The organism is Streptomyces fildesensis, from assembly GCF_016107395.1.
Taxonomy (GTDB): domain Bacteria; phylum Actinomycetota; class Actinomycetes; order Streptomycetales; family Streptomycetaceae; genus Actinacidiphila; species Actinacidiphila fildesensis.
In genome coordinates, this window is the sequence record NZ_JAAIKO010000399.1 from 1 (window position 1) to 227 (window position 227).

Here is a 227-nt window from a genome sequence, read left to right on the forward strand (position 1 = left end):
CCGTCCTGCGCGCATGTGCGGGCCACATTGAAAGTAATCGAGTAGAACCTCCCGCGTGTGACGGCGATCTTCTGTTTGATGGAGGCGTCGTTGCCCAGCCTAACCGCATGGGCTCCTTCCGGCACGACCAGCAGCATGTCGCCTTGTTTTTGGCCTGATTTTATGTACTCGACGAAGCCTGAAACCTCCCAATTGGGGATGGCATTCTTTGCCATCACTACTGTTCC

Annotated in this window: 1 protein-coding gene; it reads right to left on the reverse strand. The window is 55.5% G+C overall.

All coding sequences use genetic code 11. The features are described 5' to 3' along the window. Positions 1-215: DUF642 domain-containing protein (locus C6N31_RS47535; protein ID WP_232486399.1), on the reverse strand; the 215-nt coding region annotated here is incomplete at its 3' end. Positions 216-227 lie beyond the last annotated feature (12 nt).